Origin of the sequence: Ruegeria arenilitoris, assembly GCF_013030265.1 — a bacterium.
Taxonomy (GTDB): Bacteria; Pseudomonadota; Alphaproteobacteria; order Rhodobacterales; family Rhodobacteraceae; genus Ruegeria; species Ruegeria arenilitoris_E.
This window is the reverse complement of the sequence record NZ_WPZQ01000008.1, coordinates 247,970-264,809: the sequence shown is the minus strand read 5'-3', so window position 1 is coordinate 264,809 and position 16,840 is coordinate 247,970. Positions and strand designations below refer to the sequence as shown.

Genomic DNA, 16,840 nt, shown 5'->3' with positions numbered 1-16,840 from the left:
GCTCGGACGTGATCGAGCCAAAAAGCTCAGGATCACGGTCAGACAAGGACTGGGTGAAAAATCCGGTGTCACGAAGATTGGCGTTCATGGGCGCTCCACATGGCTGGGTAAGATTCTTGCGGATTTCCTATCGGAAACGGCACATCCGAGAAAGGCTGTAAAGCGACGAATTGGCCCGCTGCGGCGTCAAGTCTGGCCTATCGGGGAAAGGTATGTTTGTTTCGGAACCAAATGCGCAGCACCGGAAACGCAAAACATGACTAAGAGAATCGCCTTCCTCGCCAGCGAAGTCGAAGTGGCCCAATCCGCGCGGGAAAGCTTGGTGGCGCTGTATGGTAATGCGGCACCAAGGGACGCAGATGTCATCGTGGCACTGGGTGGTGATGGCTTCATGCTGCACACGCTGCACAATACGCAGCATCTGAATATACCCGTCTACGGCATGAACCGCGGAACCATCGGCTTTCTGATGAACGAGTATGGGCAAGCCGATCTGATCGAGCGACTGAACGCTGCTGAGGAAGAAGTTATCAATCCGCTGGCCATGACAGCCATGGATCAATCCGGAAAAACGCACCAAGCGCTTGCGATCAACGAGGTTTCGCTACTGCGAGCAGGTCCGCAAGCTGCACGTTTGAAGATCAGTGTCGATGGCCGCGTACGGCTGGCCGAGTTGGTTTGTGACGGTGCGCTGCTGTCCACCCCAGCGGGCTCAACGGCCTACAACTATTCTGCGCATGGACCGATTCTGCCGATCGGTTCAGACGTTCTGGCATTGACGGCCATTGCCGCATTTCGCCCCAGACGCTGGCGCGGTGCTTTGCTGCCCAAAATAGCGCAAGTGCGCTTTGATGTACTTGAGGCTGACAAACGCCCGGTCATGGCAGATGCCGATTCGATATCATTTCCCGATATCGACTGGGTTGAGATTCGCTCGGATTCTTCGGTTCAGCATCGAATACTGTTTGACCCGGGGCATGGGCTTGAAGAACGCCTAATATCAGAACAATTCACATAATTTTCTCAGAAATGCGGGAAATTGCATTGGTTATGTGAACTGGTTCACATGCGCAGGCTTAACAATGAGTTACCGTGATCTTGCCCGGAGAACACGCCAAGGTGGGAGTGAGTGGCCACCAAACGGCGTTTTCGGATGATTGCGCAGTTTTCGTGCTGGCGAGGGTGGGTGGTGCTACGCTCGTTATCTAATCTGGGCATATTTTATTATGCGGACCCCGGGTACAAAAAACCCGGGGTCAATTTTGTTTAGCGTCTTTGTCTGCAGATCAGGATTGGCGGTTTACTCAGTCTTGTCCATTTTGTTCCAAAGCGCCGGTGCCATCTGGCCTATGCGTTCTTCGATCACCAAAGCGGCATCGACAGCCAGGTCCTCGCGCCAGCGTTGAGCTGCGATTTGGACGTTTATGGGCTGCTGCCCCAGGGGCAAATCCGCCAAGCGTGATGGAACGCATGCTGCAGGCAGCCCAAGGAAGTTCATTGCGTAGGAGTAGACTGCGCATCCGAGCACTTCATGCACACCTTCTGCCCCCTCGGTATCTCTGTCCGGTCTAAAGAAAGGCTGCGGCAGGAAGGGGGACAATACCAAAGGGTAGTCCTGCAGGAACAATGACCACTCACGAGCATAGTAGCTTCGTTGCGCCATCATCCGCAGCAGGTCAGTTTCCAGAATGGGTGGGAACTCCTGAAAGTAGACGTCAAAGACATCGCGGATCGTTTGCGATCCGGCAGCTTCGATATCACCCTTCATCATGGTCAGGACTTCACCCATCAACGCGCGATACCCGTTGCGGCCGCACTCGAATACATCGGGTGGGTCAATTTCCTCGACGTGATAGCCCGCATCAACCAACGCCTCGCGCGCCGTGTCCAACGCTTTTTCGACTTCGGGATGCAGGGCATACCCGAATGTGTTTTTGGTGAATGCAACCTTGATCGGCTCCTTCACTGCCTCACCTCGCCAAGGCATGGGCACATGAAACGGGTCGCGTGGGTCAGCAGTAATGAGGCTAGGCATAGACAAATGCAGGTCGGCTGCGGAACGTGTGATCAGCCCCTGCACAGACATGGATTGTGCAAGCAATCCGCGTTCAGCTTTCTGGCTCGGATTCCAGGCCGGGACACGGCCCAGTCCGGGTTTGACGGTAACGGCGCCGTTCGCGGCGGCCGGAAATCGCAGGCTGCCGCCAATGTCGTTTCCATGAGCAAGCGCTCCGATCCCCGCCATCACGGCGGCACCTGCACCACCAGACGAACCGCCGGGTGATATGTGATCTCCCCAGGGGTTGTACGTACGGCCGTGAAGCGGATTGTCGGTGTCGGCGCGAAACGAGAATTCTGGCGTGTTCGTGCGCCCGATCACAATGGCCCCTGCGTTTTGCAGATTGGCGACGATCGGAGCATCGTCCGGTGCGATCACATCCTTAAGCGCAATAACACCGTTGGTAGTGGCGTGACCTCTTTGATCGACGTTGATTTTGATGGTCACGGGCACGCCGTGAAGCGGACCCGTAGGCTCGCCTTGCGCTCTGGAGTTGTCCAGGGCACGCGCACGCTCCAAAGCTTCGGCCCCCAAATCCTCGACCACTGCGTTGAGGGCTGGATTGACTTCGTGCATGCGGTCGAGCGAGCTTTGAACTGTCTCCTCAGCGCTCAGATCACCGTTTCGCGTCAACGCGGTCAGTTCCGTGGCGCTGAGACGCCAGATGTCACTCTGTTCCATGTGCCCTCCAGTTTAGGGGCACAGTAGGAGGTCTGCGGGGCGTTGCAACCCCGCTGCGCAACTGGGGCGGCTGGTAACCGCCCCGAGTTCGATTACTGGGCGTACCCGATGGATTTCAGAGCAACCGAAATCTCATCCAGAATGGCTGGATCGTCGATTGTAGCAGGCATCTTGTAATCCTTGCCGTCTGCGATCGAAACCATAGTTCCCCGCAGAATCTTGCCCGAACGTGTCTTGGGCAGTCGATCAACAACAACAGCCAGCTTGAATGCTGCGACAGGCCCAATCTTGTCCCGAACCATTTTAACGACGTCCTGTACGACATCCGGGTGATCCCGATCAGATCCGGCGTTCAGGCAGAGGAAACCAACTGGCATCTGCCCTTTGAGCTGATCCGAAACTCCGATCACCGCACATTCGGCGACGTCTGGATGGGCGGCCAGAACCTCCTCCATGGCGCCGGTCGACAGGCGGTGACCCGCGACGTTGATGACATCATCGGTACGCGCCATGATGTAGAGATACCCATCTTCATCAATCATGCCAGCATCACCGGTTTCGTAGTATCCCGGAAAATGCTCCAGATATGATTTCTTGAAACGATCCTCTGCATTCCAAAGTGTCGGCAATGTCCCGGGGGGCAGTGGCAGCTTTATCGCAATTGCACCCAACTCGCCCGGCTTCATCGGGTGACCACCTTCGTCAAGGATTTGCACATCGTAACCGGGCATCGGCTTTGCTGGTGAGCCGAGCTTGATTGGCAATTCTTCGATCCCCAGCGGGTTTCCAGCAATCGTCCAGCCGGTTTCGGTCTGCCACCAATGGTCGATGATCGGGACTTTCAGTGCATCCTGTGCCCATACGATGGTGTCCGGGTCCGCGCGTTCACCTGCCAGAAACAACGCTTTCAACTGAGAGAGATCATACTTTGACAGCAATTCTCCTTTGGGGTCTTCGCGCTTTACGGCTCGGATAGCCGTGGGTGCTGTGAAGAAGCTTTTGACCTTATGTTCGGAAATCACACGCCAGAACGTGCCGGCATCCGGCGTGCCCACGGGCTTGCCTTCGAACACAATGGTTGTGTTGCCGTGGATCAAAGGGGCGTAGCAAATGTAGGAATGGCCAACGACCCAGCCAACATCTGATGCGGCCCAGAACACATCACCCGGATCGACGTTGTAGATGTTCTTCATTGACCAGTTCAACGCAACGAGGTGGCCCGCCGTGGGGCGAACAACGCCTTTGGGGGCACCGGTCGTGCCGGAGGTATAGAGGATATAGGCCGGGTCATCGCCTGATACGGGAACGCATTCGGCAGGCTCGACACCGTACTGAAAGCCGTGCCAGTTCACGTCACGCCCTTCGATCAATTGCGCGACTTCCTGTTCGCGCTGGAAGATTACACAGAAATCGGGCTTGTGGCTGGCCATATCGATGGCCCCGTCGAGCAGGGGTTTGTAGTGAACCACACGTCCGGGCTCCATCCCGCACGAGGCGGCAATGATCGCCTTGGGTTTTGCGTCATCTATCCGAACTGCCAATTCGTTGCTGGCAAAGCCGCCAAACACCACCGAATGCACAGCGCCCAGACGGGCACAGGCGAGCATCGCCTCAAGCGCCTCGGGGATCATCGGCATGTAAATGATGACCCGATCACCTTTCCCGATCCCCTTGGCGCGCAAAGCACCGGCGAGCGTGGCAACGCGATTTCGCAGTTCAACATACGAAATTTCGCGCTTGGTATGGGTGATGGGGCTGTCGTAAATAATTGCCGTCTGTTCGCCGCGTCCGTTTTCGACGTGACGGTCGACTGCATTCCAGCAGGTGTTCACTTTGGCGTCGCAGAACCATTCGTAGAGCGGTGCGTTTTCATCGAACAGGGCTTTGGACGGCTTTTCGATCCAGTCGATACCCTTGGCAGCCTCCATCCAGAATGCCTCAGGGTCGCTTTTCCAGCTCTCATATACGTCCTGAAACGCCATGGCTCTCTCCTCCCAAATTCTCTGCGCATCGTGTTAGGCATCCAATCGACATCGGGCAAGCAACTCGAATGACGACGCGTCAGTTTATCGCGAAATATTTGCAGAATTAGGAAATTGGGGTTGCAAATTTTTGCAAAACACCATGGTTAGCAGGAATCTGAGGCAATCTTCCTAACATTTTGCAAATTTGAATAACATAAGGTGCAAATACCCCTTTGAACGAGATTCGGTTCACTCAGCCGATTTAGAATAACGTGGCAGCGTGTCCTGGATGTTCAGCCAATGCAGGTGATCCGAGTGAAACACATGAAAGCGTGGTGGCAGTGTATCAGGATCGTCCAACGTTGCAGTGTAAAGGTGTATGTTCACCTTATCACGTGCATTGCGATAGGCCATTTGGGTGCCACAGGCGCCACAAAACAAACGTTCGACATCATCCGAAGATCGATAAATGTGGGGGGCATTCCCCGACCATTTGACGGCTTCATGCGGCAAGCCAAAAAAGGCAGTCACGGGCGAAGCACAATTGCGCCGACAATCAGCGCAATGGCAATAGCAACTCCATGCGATCTCGGCCTCGCTTTCCCAGCGAACGGCCTTGCAGTGACAATGTCCCTTCATGTGACCTCCCCTAGGGCGGCCACGCCTGTCGCCGCCGAGTTTAACCGTAGTGTGCGACTGGCGTTCCTGCAATTGCTGCCATGTTCAAAAGGCCGCGCGCAGTGATTGAAGGGGTTACGATATGTGCCTTGTTACCCATACCCATCAGGATCGGACCAACCTCGATGCCGTCTGCTTTCATCTTAAGGATGTTGCGAACGCCGCTTGCTGCGTCCGCATGGGCAAAGATCAGGACGTTTGCCGGGCCCTTCAGGCGAGAATTTGGAAAAATACGTTCCCGCAGCTCCGGGTCCAAAGCGACATCCAGATTCATCTCGCCCTCATACATGAAATCGCGAGGTTTGCTGTCCAGAATTGAGATCGCTTCACGTAGGCGCTTGCCCGACCCCTCGGCTTGGTTGCCAAATTGCGATTGTGAGCAGAAGGCTATCTTGGGCTCGAGGCCAAAGCGGCGCACATGACGAGCCGCGCCAAGGGTAATCTCAGCCAGCTCTTCGGGCGTGGGAAGTTGTCGAACGTGGGTGTCGGCAATGAACAGAGGGCCATCTTCAAGGATCATCAGCGACAACGCCCCATGTGGACGCAGATCACCATCGTCCAGCACCTGTTCGACGTAGTTCAGATGCCAGCGATATTCTCCAAAGGTACCGCAAATCATGCTGTCGGCTTCACCCCTATGGACCATGATCGCAGCAATGGCGGTGTTGTTCGTGCGCATGATCGCCTTGGCCAAATCAGGGGTCACACCACGGCGCTCCATCAGCTTGTGGTACGAGTTCCAGTAGTCGTAGTATCGCGGGTCATTGTGCGGGTTGACGATCTGAAAATCTTGTCCGGGCCGAACCACCAGCCCCAGCTTTTCGCAGCGTGCTTCGATGACCTCGGGCCGGCCAATTAGAATAGGCGTTTCCGTGGTCTCTTCGAGTATGGCCTGTGCAGCCCGAAGGACGCGCTCGTCTTCGCCTTCGGCAAATACGATCCGGCGCGAGGCGACAGCGGCCGCTTCGAAAACCGGGCGCATCAGCAGGGCTGATTTAAACACCGTTTGATTAAGGCGTTCTTTATAGGCCTCGAGGTCAGTAATCGGTCGTTTGGCCACACCGCTGTCCATCGCTGCCTTTGCGACAGCTGAAGAAACGACGCCAACCAGGCGTGGATCAAACGGCTTTGGGATCAGATAGTCCGGGCCAAAGGTGAGCTGTTCACCTTTGTACGCTGCAGCTGCCTCGGCGCTGGTTGTCGCGCGAGCCATCTCGGCGATGCCGTCGACGCAAGCGATTTGCATCTCGTCATTGATCTCGGTTGCACCGACATCCAGCGCGCCCCGAAAGATGAAAGGAAAGCAAAGGACATTGTTGACCTGGTTAGGGAAGTCACTGCGTCCCGTTGCGATAATCGCATTCGGGGCGACCTCTCGTGCAGCTTGTGGCAGGATTTCCGGGGTCGGGTTGGCCAGCGCAAAGATAATCGGCCGATCGGCCATCTTCTCAACCATTTCGGGCTTCAGTACGTTTGGGCCTGAAAGACCCAGAAACAGATCAGCGCCGCCGACTACGTCATCCAGTGTGCGCAGATCGGACTTTTGCGCGAATTGATCTTTGTGAGGGTTCATGTCCTCGGCACGGCCTTCATATACAAGCCCGTGAATATCGCAGAGCCAGATGTTCTCACGTTTCACACCAAGCTTTACCAGCATGTTCAGACATGCGATCCCGGCTGCGCCGCCACCAGTTGAAACAACTTTGATATCCTCAAAGCTTTTTCCTGCAACGTGCAGGGCGTTTTTAGCTGCTGCCCCGACCACAATGGCGGTGCCATGCTGATCGTCGTGGAAAACAGGAATATTCATCCGTTCGCGACACAGTTTCTCTACGGTAAAGCAGTCTGGTGCCTTGATGTCTTCGAGATTGATGGCGCCAAATGTGGGTTCCAGCGCGCAGACGATATCCGCCAGCTTTTCAGGATCGGGTTGGTTCACCTCGATATCAAAGCAGTCGATGCCCGCAAACTTTTTGAACAGAACGGCCTTGCCTTCCATTACTGGCTTTGATGCCAGCGCACCGATATTGCCAAGGCCAAGGACGGCGGTTCCGTTCGAAACCACAGCCACCAGATTGCCGCGCGACGTATAGAGTTCGGCGTTGGAAGGATCGCTTTTGATTTCCAGACTGGCCTCGGCCACACCGGGTGAATAGGCGCGGGCCAGATCACGTCCGTTTGCCATCGGTTTGGTGGCTTTGATTTCCAGCTTACCGGGTTTCGGATGCGCGTGATATTCAAGTGCCGCCTGGCGCAGACTGGGTGTATCGGACATTGCAAACCTTCCCGTTCAAAATTTAGTTTAGTGCTAAACTATTTCTGAAGCGGGGGAAACATTGAATTGAAACCGCATGTTTTCAGGCAGTGTCTTGCAAAAACAACTGCCCGCATACACTGTCGCCGCAGAGGAGAATAGCATGACCGACACCATAGCCGAATTCCGCATTCCAACCAAAGAATTACGAGATGACATTCCGTTTTACACCAAGGTGTTGGGAATGCGGATGGACATGATTTATCCGGCTGATGATCCCAGTACTGCGGTCTTTTCCGGTCATGGCTTGCGACTAAGGATTGAGAAGGATGCCCCTGAAGGACCGGGCACCTTGCGTATCCTGACCGAAAACCCGGATGGCTTTGCTGATGGAAAGCGCAGTCTTGTTGCCCCGAACGGGACACGAATCGAGATTGAAGAGCGAAACCCACCACTGGTCATGCCTGAAACAGTTCATTCCTATGTGGTCAGGCGCCTAAAGGATCAGGCCCCCTGGATTATCGGACGTGCAGGAATGCACTATCGGGATCTGGTGCCGGACCGGCTTGGCGGGTCCATCATCGCCAGCCACATCCGCATTCCGGATGGTGGGCCGGTCCCAGACATGGTTCATTTTCACAAAGTCGGATTTCAGCTGATCTTCTGCATTCACGGTTGGGTGGATGTGGTCTACGAGGATCAGGGCCAGAAGATGCGGTTGACTGCTGGAGATTGCTTTATCCAGCCGCCCGAAATCCGGCACCGCGTGCTGGAGGCATCGGATAATGTTCAGGTAATCGAGATCGGCGTACCGGCTGAACACGTGACCGAGATCGATCATGAAATGGAATTGCCAACACCGCATTTCCGGCCTGATCGGGAATGGGACGGGCAACGGTTCGTCTATAATCAGGCAAAAGACGCCGAATGGGTTCCGTTCCGATTGCCGGGTTACATCTGCCGGGACACTACGATTGCCGAGAATACCAAGGGCGTCGCCGGAGTTCAGGTGGTCCGGCGAGGGCAGGGTGATCCGGTTTGGGCCAGCCATGACACAGATATCCACTTTACCTTCGTCATGAATGGCGAAGTGACGCTTGAGGGGGAAAGTCGTGATCCCTATCGGCTTGAGCAGGGGGATGCCTTTGTCATTCCACCGGGAATGCGAACCCGGCTGTCTGATCCGACCGATGACATCGAATTGCTTGAGGTTACATTGCCGGGAACATTCAACACGATGCTGGATTAGGCTGAAAACCGCTGCGTAAAACGGCACCCGGGGGCTTCAAATCCCCGGGTGCTTTCATTTAGGGTATGAACTTCTGACCAGATGATCAAAAAAATGGGGAATCGCCATGTCACTCAAAGATGCCGCCTTGAAAGTGCGCGAGAACGCCCATGCGCCGTATTCAAACTTCAAAGTTGGCGCGGCTGTGCGGTCTGGTTCAGGAACTGTCTATTCAGGCTGCAACGTTGAAAACGTGGCCTATCCCGAAGGAACCTGTGCCGAGGCGGGTGCAATTGCCGCCATGGTCGCTGCCGGGGAAAAAGAACTAACCGAAGTATATGTGGTGGCGTCCAGCCCCCAACCTGTTCCCCCATGCGGTGGATGTCGCCAGAAACTGGCCGAGTTCGGTAAGGGCGATGTGGTTGTTACAATGGCAACCGTTGATGGCGTCGAAACCAAGACAACGATCGCCGATCTGCTACCCGGCGCTTTCAACGCCTCCTTTATGTAAGGCCCAACCTGATGGATGCCCGATCGATCATCGCAAAACTGCGCCGTCATGAGGTGCCGACTGCCAAGGAACTGTCCTGGTTTGCCCAAGGCCTTGCCGATGGTGTCGTAAGTGATGCTCAGGCCGGGGCTTTTGCCATGGCGGTCTGTATGGGTGGTTTGGGCGCGCAAGGCCGTGCCGCACTTACGCTGGCTATGCGAGACAGCGGTGATGTGCTGACATGGGATCTGGATGGCCCGGTGATCGACAAACACTCAACCGGAGGGGTCGGGGATTGCGTGAGCCTGATCCTGGCGCCTGCGCTTGCGGAATGCGGGGCTTTTGTGCCGATGATCTCGGGCCGTGGTCTTGGTCACACCGGAGGTACGCTCGATAAACTTGAAGCCATTCCCGGTGTTAGTACCCAGATTGGGCAGGATCGTTTGGCTCAGATCCTGAAAGAAACCGGCGCTGCGATCGTTGGTGCCACCGCTCAGATCGCGCCTGCTGATAAACGGCTTTATGCGATCCGGGATGTTACGGCGACGGTCGAAAGCCTCGATCTGATCACCGCATCGATCCTGTCAAAGAAGCTGGCCGCCAGCCCGGATGCTCTGGTGCTCGACGTAAAAGTTGGCAGCGGTGCATTCATGAAAAGCATTGAAGATGCGCGCAAGCTGGCAACCGCCTTGAGCGAGACTGCAAATGCTGCCGGCTGCAAGACTTCGGCGGTGATCACCGATATGGACCAGCCGCTGGCCTCTTCTCTGGGCAATGCCCTGGAGGTTTCGGAGGTTATGAAAGTCCTGACGGCGGGGCATGACACGCCCTTAGCTGAGATTTCGGCCGAGTTGGGTGGCGTTTTGCTGGCCGATGCTGGTGTCGTCGCGACAGCTGAGGAAGGTCGTGAGAGGATCGCCGATGTGATCCGCGATGGTCGGGCTGCCGAACGCTTTGGCCGGATGATGGCGGCGGTTGGTGCGCCGTTGGGATTTGTCGAGGATTGGTCGCGCTATCTACCCGAGGCAAGCGTCATTCTCGAAGTACCTGCTCAGGACAATGGCTACATCTCTGCGATTGATGGCGAGGCATTGGGTCTTGCGGTTGTGGCGTTAGGTGGCGGACGTCAGGTGGAAAGCGATGTGATCGACCCAGCAGTCGGTATCTCTGGCATTGTGCAATTGGGGGATCATATCACCAGAGGCGCTCCCCTTGCCGTGGTGCACGCAGCAAGAGAAGACGCAGCGAGGAAAGCCGCAGAAACGATAGTGCGGGCCGTGACGATTGGTTCAGATCCAGCCGAAGCACCAAGCCTTATCCATGAGAGGATAACCGCGTGACCCGTGCATTTCTTGTTGTCATGGATTCAGTTGGTATCGGCGGTGCACCGGATGCCGATCAGTTTTTCAATGGCGACATCCCGGACATTGGCGCAAACACGCTGGCTCATATCGCGCAGGCCTGTGCTGATGGTCGGGCCGAAGATGGTCGGTCAGGCGCATTGCATTTGCCCAATCTCGATAGTCTGGGTCTGGGCGCGGCGGTACGATTGGCGTCAGGTGCAGAAACACCAGGTTTGAACACTCAGTCCACGGGCACTTGGGGCTGCGCGCGCGAGCATTCGCCAGGTAAGGATACGCCTTCGGGACATTGGGAACTGGCTGGATTGCCGGTGCCGTGGGATTGGCATTACTTTCCGGACACCGTTCCCGCATTTCCTGATGATCTGAGCCTCGCATCAGCTCAGGCAGCGGGGGCCGAGGGAATTTTGGGAAACTGCCATGCCTCAGGCACAGCGATTATCGCTGAGTTGGGTGCAGAGCATATGCGCACCGGATGGCCGATCTGCTATACCTCAGCTGACAGTGTGTTTCAGATTGCCGCGCATGAAGACAGCTTTGGGCTCGAACGCCTGCTGGACATGTGCAAGACACTTGCACCGCGCCTGCACGAAATGAAAGTGGGTCGTGTCATTGCCCGCCCGTTTACCGGATCGCCGGAGCAGGGATTCACCCGCACAACCAACCGCAAGGACTTTGCCATCCTCCCTCCCGCGCCGGTTCTGACCAACTGGGTGCAGGATGCCGGGCGCAGGGTTCATGCTGTAGGCAAGATCGGCGATATCTTTTCGATGCAGGGGATCGATACGCTGCGCAAGGGATCGGATGCCGAATTGATGGTCCACCTGTCCAATCTGGTGGATGAGGCCGAAGAAGGTAGCCTGACATTCGCAAATTTTGTAGAGTTTGACAGCCTTTACGGCCACCGCCGCGATATCAGCGGATACGCCCGCGCGTTGGAATGGTTCGATCGTGAGATCGGCTTGATGCTGCAAAAACTGCGACCGGGTGATCTGATGCTACTGACCGCAGATCATGGCAACGACCCAAGTTGGATCGGAACGGATCACACACGCGAACAGGTGCCGGTCCTGATTGCGGGGCATGGGGCAGGCCAGATTGGCCAGGTTGACTTTGCCGATGTCGCCGCCAGCATTGCCCACCATCTGAACATACCGGCGCAAGGACCGGGAAGGAATTTTCTATGACCGTCGCTGACGTTCCCAAGATCGAGCTTCATCTGCATCACGAAGGTGCTGCGCCGCCAGCCTTCATCCGTCAGCTTGCGCATGAAAAGCGTATTGACCTGAGCGGTATCTTTAAACCTGATGGCAGCTATGATTTCCGTGATTTCGCACACTTTCTGAGCGTCTATGAGGCTGCTTGCGAAGTGTTGAAAACGCCCGAGGATTTTCGCCGTCTGACGCTGGCAATTCTGGAAGAAAGCGCCGCAAACGGGGTTGTTTATTCCGAAACCTTCCTCAGCCCTGACTTCTGTGGCGGTGGCGATCTGCATGCATGGCGGGATTATCTGAATGCGATTCAGGATGCTGCGGATGAAGCTGAACGCAAGTTTGACATTACTCTGCGCGGCGTTATCACTTGTGTTCGCCATTTCGGTCCAGAACAGTCCAGACAAAGCGCGATATGCGCAGCCGAAACCGCAGGTGACTGGATCACCGGCTTTGGTATGGGTGGAAACGAATCCGTCGGACGACAGGGCGACTACAAATGGGCCTTTGAATGTGCGCGTGAAGCCGGTTTGCGCCTGACGACGCATGCCGGAGAATTTGGTGGCCCCGAAAGCGTGCGTGATGCTGTACGCGATCTGGGAGTCGAGAGGATCGGTCATGGCGTCCGGGCCATTGAAGATCCGGATTTGGTGCATGAGCTTGTCGACCGGGATGTAACCTTGGAGGTATGCCCGGGATCGAACGTTGTGCTGGGTCTGTTCCCCGACTTTGGTGCACATCCTATTGCGCGTCTTCGCGATGCCGGGGTTAAGGTCACCGTCTCTACAGACGACCCGCCGTTTTTTCATACCACGATGCGGCGTGAATATGAGATGCTGAGCGAAGCATTCGGCTGGACTGCCGAAGACTTTGCCGCACTGAACGATACGGCCCTGAACGCGGCCTTTTGCAACGAAGAGACCCGCGAACGGGTTAAAAAGAGACTGGAGAAGTCATGAGCGAACATCTGACTGTCGTTGATCACCCGCTGGTACAGCACAAACTGACGCTCATGCGGGACAAGGGAACTTCGACCGCTGTGTTCAGGCAGCTACTGCGTGAGATTACCTTGCTGCTGGCTTATGAGGTTACGCGTGAAATGCCTCAGACCACGCGCCACATCGAAACACCGATGGAGGAGATGGATGCGCCAATCCTCGCGGGTAAGAAACTGGCGCTGGTATCGATCCTGCGTGCGGGCAACGGGATGCTGGATGGCGTGCTGGAGCTGATCCCGTCAGCGCGGGTAGGTTTTGTTGGCCTCTACCGTGACGAAGAAACACTGAAGCCAGTGCAGTACTATTTCAAAGCTCCCGAAGGGCTGAAAGATCGTTTAGTCATCGCGGTAGATCCCATGCTGGCAACCGGCAACAGCTCCGCTGCGGCGATTGATCTGTTGAAAGAGGCAGGTGCAAAGGACATTCGCTTCCTGTGCCTACTCGCAGCGCCCGAAGGTGTCGCGCGCATGAAAGAGGCGCATCCTGATGTGAAAATTGTCACGGCAGCTCTGGATCGCGAGTTGAATTCCAAAGGCTATATCATGCCTGGTCTGGGCGATGCGGGTGACCGCATGTTCGGTACCAAGTAGTCGTTTCTAGTCGCCACAAATGTTTTGCAGTTGGACCCAGTCACGGTCCGGCAGAACCTGTTCGAGTGTCCGACCCGCCATAGGGTCGGCCTCGATCAGTCCCAGAACGGTTTCGCCAGTAATATCACGTGCGTATGCGTAGGGTGTCGAGGGCAATGCCGCCTGCGCAAAAACTGCGAGAAGGTCCTCATCCGAAATTTCCGGACGTGGCTCTGCCAAAACCTGTTCAGTATATGTGTCCACAATTGTCGGTGTGAGCTGGCCTGTTGTCAGCAACCTGAATGCCGCTGAAGGTCCGGTGTGATCGAGCAAATCGTCAAGCGGATCGATTTGTTCGGCACGCGCCCGTTCAGCGATGATGTATCCAGCGGCGACCGCCGGATCCTCATGATCTTCGACCAAAGACCGGTTGAGTAACACGGTACCACCCGGCAGGCTGATGCTGTCTTTAACTCCGGCTGGCAGGATGATGATCTGGCGCACACCGGTGCGTTGAGCAAGTTTGTCCAAAGAACCCTGAGCATCATCAGAAGCGCAGGCTTTCCCCGATACTCGTTCGATACGCTGCAGGATCGTGTTGCCGATATCCTGTCGTTTGATTTCAGGCACTACCGATACCACGTGGCTTTGCAGTGCACCCGGAAGCCACAGCAGCAATACGGCTGCAACGGCTGCAACAACCCCTCCAACACTCAGCCAACGCAAGCGGCCGGGGTGGGGGCGGGCCCTGTCGATCGCGCGTTGCAGGCGATCGATCGCTTCGATCATGGTCGTTTCGGTTTCGGCGAGTTCCAGGGTTTCTCCGGGATCGCCGTCCGGGTTGAATATAGCGGGGTAGGTGCCCGGGTTCTGTCGCTCCAAAGCCGCAAGTGACCAGTGGGTCAGAGCACGATCATTGAAATCCGAGATTGTAAGGGTCGCTTCGCCAATCGAGACCACAACCTCGCGCCTTTGATCATCAGGCGAGGGGCGCCACAGACCGGTGGCTTCGATCCGCTGGTACTGTTTAAGTGCCGTCATTGAACTGGTTACTGCTCGTTCTTGTTTGATCAAAGCTTAGCATGTCGTGTTCATGGGGCGCAAACCTGTTGCGCTGAGTTTCGCAAATGTGCTGGATAGCGTGAAGCGTGGATTTGTTGGCCCGATAAACGGCCACATTTGTTTGAGACAAAGAATGCAGACTGACAGTCACTCTTCGCCGATGTTGGCCTCTGTGCTGATGGTTTCATCAATGGCCATCATCGGTGTCATCGATAACTTTGTAATCAGGTTAGCCGAATCCATCGGCCTGTGGCAATTCCATATGAGCCGGGCCATGTTGATGCTGCCCCTGATAGCCGGGTTGTCGCTATTGGGTCTTGGCACTCTGCGGCCTCAGCGCTTTGGCATCGTCGTGATACGAAGCGTTTTGATTACTATAGCGATGCTGTTCTATTTTAGTTCGTTGGCCTTGATGCCAATTGCACAAGCGCTGGCTGGGTTGTTTACTTCACCCATATTCGTTCTTTTGATTTCTGCACTGATGTTAAAACAACAGATCGGCCCCTGGCGCATTCTGGCGGTGATGGTTGGTTTTGCGGGCATTCTGTGTGTGCTGCAACCTGATCCTGGGGATTTTGATGTTTTGACGTTGTTGCCCGTGGCAGGTGGCTTTTTCTACGCGCTGAGTGCGATCGTGACGCGCACACATTGCGCCAACGAAAGTACGGTGGCCTTGTTGGCCGCCATGATCATGACACTTGGGTTGGCCGGTGCGATTGGGCTGGCGTTCTTTACCCTTTTTCCAGCAGTTTCCCCTGAAGGGCCGGATGGATTTGTGACACGTGGCTGGGTGTGGCCGATGGATCTGGCCTTGCCCTGGGTCATGATTCAGGCCGTTGGTTCGACAATTGCAGTGTTTATGCTGATCAAGGCCTATCAGCTTGGCGAACCTTCTTACGTGGCGGTTTTCGAATACTCGGTCATGATCTTTGGTCCGATGTTCGCATGGGTCGCTATGGGGCAAACGATTGGGGTCATGCAGGTTACCGGAATTGGATTGATCGCCACCGCTGGTGTTCTGTTGGGTTGGAGGGCAGGGCGCACATCTGCTGAACCTCAGGAGGGATAGGCTGCGGGCTATCGTTTCGTTGGCAGATCCCGTGCCTGTCCAAACAAAGCCAATCTGTCATACCTACATCCGTTCGGAATATCCCGGGCTTGCGTTGCAGCAGGTCTGCACTTCGGATTGAGAGCGAGAATTCCCCGTTACTTTACAGCCAACGATACAAATTCGTGGAAATGGACCGTGCGGTAGATGCCCGAAGATTCGGATATAGGCCTAAATTACCTGCACATATCGGGTTTCCAATATGGAAATAAACAAAGATATACGAGATTGAATGTGTCCATATGAGTGTTCAATACCCCAGATACAGGCCCAAATCGGGCACAAATATGTCAAAAATAAGTCACCCCACTCATTCCCGTGCTAGCACTTTGTAATCGTTTGTAAGTGCCACAAGGGGGTGAGGCACGTGTTAGAAGTAGTGAGTATTCGTAGTTTTTCAGAGCAGCCTGACAGTGTTGATCAAACATGTTCGCAAAAGGCTGTCACCGCCCGTCGCGGTGGATTTCTGCATGGTACAAAGATCGCGACCACCAGTGGTTGGAAGCTGGTAGAGCAGATTGTCGTTGGCGATCTTGTTCGCACGTTGGATCATGGATTCAGGGAAGTAAGACGTGTCTCAGCCGACCGGGTTGTCATACCGGAAGGGGAAACCCGCGCAGAAAACCTGCCGATCTATGTGCCTGCGCAGGCGGCCTATAACGGACGACCAGTCTGGTTGATGCCGGAACAGGGGGTCGCCTTGGATCTAAGCAAGATCGACTCCGAAGCTGGTGGCTTTTCGGTCGTTCCAGCGAGATTGCTCAGCGGCAAATGTAGACTGAGTTCACAATCGCCTGGGCCGACATTCGAAGTCCGCACGCTGTTCTTCGATGAAGACGAGGTAATTTTTGTTCAAGGTGGCTTGCAGGCGTTTTGCTCGTCTGGGCGCTTTAGCATGCGGCCAAGGCCAAACCGGATAAGCTATCCCGTCGCCGAGGAAGAAGAAGCAGCGGCTTTAACAGAACTGATTGCGAAAAAGGGCGACCTATCTGCCCTTGCAAACCCGTTGGGTGCGCTGCCTGCACCCATCCCGCAGGAACCGATTTTTCCGATCCGCCCCCCTTCGGGGATAAGGCGACCGGGACGTCCTGGCCGGCCTAACTTGCCCGCCTTGTTTCTGCGGCCTGAATGGCAGACCTAACCAAACACCACGAGAATGATGCAGGCGTATGGTATC

The 16,840-nt window shown here is 55.5% G+C and carries 14 protein-coding genes; 9 read left to right on the top strand and 5 right to left on the bottom strand.

Features of this window, described 5'->3' with window-relative positions:
* The first annotated feature begins 256 nt into the window (after window positions 1-256).
* Complete coding sequence (locus GOX61_RS16130) at window positions 257-1,018, top strand: NAD kinase (protein ID WP_155151829.1); 762 nt, start codon at window positions 257-259, stop codon at window positions 1,016-1,018.
* 282 nt (window positions 1,019-1,300) lie between these two features.
* Here the strand turns inward: GOX61_RS16130 and GOX61_RS16125 are convergent, their stop codons facing one another.
* The 4 genes from GOX61_RS16125 to GOX61_RS16110 all read right to left on the bottom strand — a co-directional run bounded on the left by GOX61_RS16125 (window position 1,301) and on the right by GOX61_RS16110 (window position 7,657).
* Window positions 1,301-2,740: an amidase family protein gene (locus tag GOX61_RS16125; protein ID WP_170335325.1), complete on the bottom strand. Its 1,440-nt coding sequence runs from the start codon at window positions 2,738-2,740 to the stop codon at window positions 1,301-1,303.
* Window positions 2,741-2,832: 92 nt separating this feature from the next.
* Window positions 2,833-4,722, bottom strand: a complete 1,890-nt coding sequence (prpE, locus tag GOX61_RS16120; RefSeq protein ID WP_170335323.1) for a propionate-CoA ligase PrpE — start codon at window positions 4,720-4,722, stop codon at window positions 2,833-2,835.
* Between the two features lie 231 nt (window positions 4,723-4,953).
* The gene (locus tag GOX61_RS16115; protein WP_170335321.1) at window positions 4,954-5,343 is read right to left on the bottom strand and encodes a GFA family protein; all 390 of its coding nucleotides are present in this window, start codon (window positions 5,341-5,343) and stop codon (window positions 4,954-4,956) included.
* A 40-nt stretch (window positions 5,344-5,383) separates the two neighbouring features.
* Window positions 5,384-7,657 (bottom strand): NADP-dependent malic enzyme, encoded by a 2,274-nt coding sequence (locus GOX61_RS16110; protein ID WP_155151820.1) that lies wholly within the window; start codon window positions 7,655-7,657, stop codon window positions 5,384-5,386.
* Window positions 7,658-7,799: 142 nt separating this feature from the next.
* On the opposite strand from GOX61_RS16110, the gene GOX61_RS16105 reads away from it, so the two are divergent.
* From GOX61_RS16105 to upp, 6 genes are all read left to right on the top strand, one after another.
* Window positions 7,800-8,885, top strand: a complete 1,086-nt coding sequence (locus tag GOX61_RS16105) for a cupin domain-containing protein (protein WP_170335319.1) — start codon at window positions 7,800-7,802, stop codon at window positions 8,883-8,885.
* A 106-nt stretch (window positions 8,886-8,991) separates the two neighbouring features.
* A complete protein-coding gene (locus GOX61_RS16100; RefSeq protein ID WP_155151814.1) occupies window positions 8,992-9,375 on the top strand; it encodes a cytidine deaminase in 384 nt (127 codons plus the stop codon).
* An 11-nt stretch (window positions 9,376-9,386) separates the two neighbouring features.
* A complete protein-coding gene (locus GOX61_RS16095; protein WP_170335317.1) occupies window positions 9,387-10,694 on the top strand; it encodes a thymidine phosphorylase in 1,308 nt (435 codons plus the stop codon).
* Entirely contained in the window at window positions 10,691-11,902 is a 1,212-nt protein-coding gene (locus GOX61_RS16090; protein WP_170335315.1) for a phosphopentomutase, read from the top strand. The genes GOX61_RS16095 and GOX61_RS16090 overlap by 4 nt, the downstream gene beginning before the upstream one ends.
* Window positions 11,899-12,885 (top strand): adenosine deaminase, encoded by a 987-nt coding sequence (locus tag GOX61_RS16085; RefSeq protein ID WP_170335313.1) that lies wholly within the window; start codon window positions 11,899-11,901, stop codon window positions 12,883-12,885. Before GOX61_RS16090 ends, GOX61_RS16085 begins: the two co-directional genes overlap by 4 nt.
* The gene (gene upp / locus GOX61_RS16080; RefSeq protein ID WP_155151805.1) at window positions 12,882-13,514 is read left to right on the top strand and encodes a uracil phosphoribosyltransferase; all 633 of its coding nucleotides are present in this window, start codon (window positions 12,882-12,884) and stop codon (window positions 13,512-13,514) included. Before GOX61_RS16085 ends, upp begins: the two co-directional genes overlap by 4 nt.
* A gap of 6 nt (window positions 13,515-13,520) precedes the next feature.
* On the opposite strand, the gene GOX61_RS16075 is transcribed toward upp, so the two are convergent.
* Window positions 13,521-14,534 carry a hypothetical protein gene (locus GOX61_RS16075; RefSeq protein ID WP_170335312.1) on the bottom strand — a complete coding sequence of 338 codons (1,014 nt, stop codon included), beginning with the start codon at window positions 14,532-14,534 and terminating at the stop codon, window positions 13,521-13,523.
* 154 nt (window positions 14,535-14,688) lie between these two features.
* Between GOX61_RS16075 and GOX61_RS16070 the strand changes: the two genes are divergently transcribed.
* Together GOX61_RS16070 and GOX61_RS16065 are read left to right on the top strand one after the other, a co-directional pair.
* On the top strand, window positions 14,689-15,624 hold the full coding sequence (locus tag GOX61_RS16070; RefSeq protein WP_170335310.1) for a DMT family transporter: 936 nt from the start codon (window positions 14,689-14,691) through the stop codon (window positions 15,622-15,624).
* A 406-nt stretch (window positions 15,625-16,030) separates the two neighbouring features.
* Window positions 16,031-16,804: a Hint domain-containing protein gene (locus GOX61_RS16065; RefSeq protein WP_367646974.1), complete on the top strand. Its 774-nt coding sequence runs from the start codon at window positions 16,031-16,033 to the stop codon at window positions 16,802-16,804.
* The last annotated feature ends 36 nt before the right edge of the window (window positions 16,805-16,840 follow it).

What these genes read in the sequence shown, in the direction of transcription:
- GOX61_RS16125 (WP_170335325.1), bottom strand. Translation starts at nt 2,740, where the DNA reads ATGGAACAGAGTGACATCTGGCGTCTCAGCGCCACGGAACTGACCGCG.
- GOX61_RS16075 (WP_170335312.1), bottom strand. Translation starts at nt 14,534, where the DNA reads ATGACGGCACTTAAACAGTACCAGCGGATCGAAGCCACCGGTCTGTGG.
- GOX61_RS16070 (WP_170335310.1), top strand. Translation starts at nt 14,689, where the DNA reads ATGCAGACTGACAGTCACTCTTCGCCGATGTTGGCCTCTGTGCTGATG.
- GOX61_RS16100 (WP_155151814.1), top strand. Translation starts at nt 8,992, where the DNA reads ATGTCACTCAAAGATGCCGCCTTGAAAGTGCGCGAGAACGCCCATGCG.
- GOX61_RS16095 (WP_170335317.1), top strand. Translation starts at nt 9,387, where the DNA reads ATGGATGCCCGATCGATCATCGCAAAACTGCGCCGTCATGAGGTGCCG.
- GOX61_RS16115 (WP_170335321.1), bottom strand. Translation starts at nt 5,343, where the DNA reads ATGAAGGGACATTGTCACTGCAAGGCCGTTCGCTGGGAAAGCGAGGCC.
- GOX61_RS16085 (WP_170335313.1), top strand. Translation starts at nt 11,899, where the DNA reads ATGACCGTCGCTGACGTTCCCAAGATCGAGCTTCATCTGCATCACGAA.
- prpE (WP_170335323.1), bottom strand. Translation starts at nt 4,722, where the DNA reads ATGGCGTTTCAGGACGTATATGAGAGCTGGAAAAGCGACCCTGAGGCA.
- GOX61_RS16105 (WP_170335319.1), top strand. Translation starts at nt 7,800, where the DNA reads ATGACCGACACCATAGCCGAATTCCGCATTCCAACCAAAGAATTACGA.
- GOX61_RS16110 (WP_155151820.1), bottom strand. Translation starts at nt 7,657, where the DNA reads ATGTCCGATACACCCAGTCTGCGCCAGGCGGCACTTGAATATCACGCG.
- GOX61_RS16130 (WP_155151829.1), top strand. Translation starts at nt 257, where the DNA reads ATGACTAAGAGAATCGCCTTCCTCGCCAGCGAAGTCGAAGTGGCCCAA.
- upp (WP_155151805.1), top strand. Translation starts at nt 12,882, where the DNA reads ATGAGCGAACATCTGACTGTCGTTGATCACCCGCTGGTACAGCACAAA.